This window comes from Halobacillus litoralis (assembly GCF_009856355.1).
Lineage (GTDB): Bacteria > Bacillota > Bacilli > Bacillales > Halobacillaceae > Halobacillus > Halobacillus litoralis_B.
The window spans coordinates 1-1,540 of the sequence record NZ_WMEW01000029.1; the positions used below are offsets into that span (position 1 = coordinate 1).

Here is a 1,540-nt window from a genome sequence, read left to right on the forward strand (position 1 = left end):
TCGCTGGGTAGCTACGTGTGGTCGGGATAAGTGCTGAAAGCATCTAAGCATGAAGCCCCCCTTGAGATGAGATTTCCCTCTGCTTCGAGCAGATAAGATCCCTCAGAGACGATGAGGTTGATAGGTCTGAGGTGGAAGCGTGGTGACACGTGGAGCTGACAGATACTAATGGATCGATGACTTATCTATGTAGACTTCGTGAATGATGTTTGATCAATAAATGTTTCCTTATCCAGTTTTGAGGGTTTTCAAAAAAACTTTCAAAAAACACCTTGATTTTCAAAGCGGGACACGGTATAATAGTTCTTGTCCTTGAAAAAGAAGGAACAACATCGATCTGGTGATGAAGGCGAAGAGGTCACACCTGTTCCCATGCCGAACACAGTAGTTAAGCTCTTCAGCGCCGATGGTAGTCGGGTTTACCCCCGTGAGAGTAGGACGTCGCCAGGTTGATACATATCGGAGGATTAGCTCAGCTGGGAGAGCACTTGCCTTACAAGCAAGGGGTCGCAGGTTCGAACCCTGCATCCTCCACCATTTATATTTTACATTTAGTTAGCCGGCCTAGCTCAACTGGCAGAGCAACTGATTTGTAATCAGTAGGTTGGGGGTTCAAGTCCTCTGGCCGGCACCATGAGTTGCCTGTTGCTAACTTAAACTTCTTGAGAGCCATTAGCTCAGCTGGTAGAGCATCTGACTTTTAATCAGAGGGTCGAAGGTTCGAATCCTTCATGGCTCACCATGTATTCTATGCGGGTGTGGTGGAATTGGCAGACACGCTAGATTTAGGATCTAGTGCTTCACGGCGTGGGGGTTCAAGTCCCTCCACCCGCATTCTTAAGCGGAAGTAGTTCAGTGGTAGAACACCACCTTGCCAAGGTGGGGGTCGCGGGTTCGAATCCCGTCTTCCGCTCCATTTACTAAGCTCAGTTACTTAATGATTTCTATAATAAACAACATGACATATACAAAACTGCCGAGCCGGGGTGGCGGAATTGGCAGACGCACAGGACTTAAAATCCTGCGGTGGGTTTCCACCGTGCCGGTTCGAGTCCGGCCCTCGGCACCAAATATATACATGCGCCCGTAGCTCAATTGGATAGAGCGTCTGACTACGGATCAGAAGGTTAGGGGTTCGACTCCTCTCGGGCGCGCCATTATAACGGGAAGTAGCTCAGCTTGGTAGAGCACTTGGTTTGGGACCAAGGGGTCGCAGGTTCGAATCCTGTCTTCCCGACCATTCCAAACATATAATGGGGCCTTAGCTCAGCTGGGAGAGCGCCTGCTTTGCACGCAGGAGGTCAGCGGTTCGATCCCGCTAGGCTCCACCATTTGATTTATTTGATCTTTGAAAACTGAACGAACCAACCAGTACGTCAAAACATTTCTTCTTTAATGAAGGAATTTGAAACAAAGCACATTCGGTGTGCAGATGAGCAAGTCAAACTACTTTTATGGAGAGTTTGATCCTGGCTCAGGACGAACGCTGGCGGCGTGCCTAATACATGCAAGTCGAGCGCGGGAAGCGAGCGGATCCCTT

General features: G+C 49.2%; 9 tRNA genes and 3 rRNA genes. All 12 read left to right on the top strand.

The features are described 5' to 3' along the window. Nucleotides 1-189: ribosomal RNA gene (locus tag GLV97_RS19615) — 23S ribosomal RNA — on the top strand; the annotation flags it as partial. Nucleotides 190-336: 147 nt separating this feature from the next. Then, a 5S ribosomal RNA gene (rrf, locus tag GLV97_RS19620) occupies nucleotides 337-450 on the top strand. A gap of 11 nt (nucleotides 451-461) precedes the next feature. Then, nucleotides 462-537: transfer RNA gene (locus tag GLV97_RS19625), tRNA-Val, on the top strand. A 21-nt stretch (nucleotides 538-558) separates the two neighbouring features. After that, a tRNA-Thr gene (locus tag GLV97_RS19630) sits at nucleotides 559-634 on the top strand. Between the two features lie 32 nt (nucleotides 635-666). Beyond that, nucleotides 667-742: transfer RNA gene (locus GLV97_RS19635), tRNA-Lys, on the top strand. A 10-nt stretch (nucleotides 743-752) separates the two neighbouring features. Continuing rightward, a tRNA-Leu gene (locus tag GLV97_RS19640) sits at nucleotides 753-834 on the top strand. A 7-nt stretch (nucleotides 835-841) separates the two neighbouring features. Beyond that, nucleotides 842-916 (top strand) — tRNA-Gly (locus GLV97_RS19645). Between the two features lie 64 nt (nucleotides 917-980). Further along, nucleotides 981-1,069: transfer RNA gene (locus GLV97_RS19650), tRNA-Leu, on the top strand. Nucleotides 1,070-1,080: 11 nt separating this feature from the next. Further along, nucleotides 1,081-1,157: transfer RNA gene (locus GLV97_RS19655), tRNA-Arg, on the top strand. Between the two features lie 6 nt (nucleotides 1,158-1,163). Then, nucleotides 1,164-1,240, top strand: a tRNA-Pro gene (locus tag GLV97_RS19660). Nucleotides 1,241-1,255: 15 nt separating this feature from the next. Beyond that, a tRNA-Ala gene (locus tag GLV97_RS19665) sits at nucleotides 1,256-1,331 on the top strand. 120 nt (nucleotides 1,332-1,451) lie between these two features. After that, a 16S ribosomal RNA gene (locus tag GLV97_RS19670) occupies nucleotides 1,452-1,540 on the top strand; the annotation flags it as partial.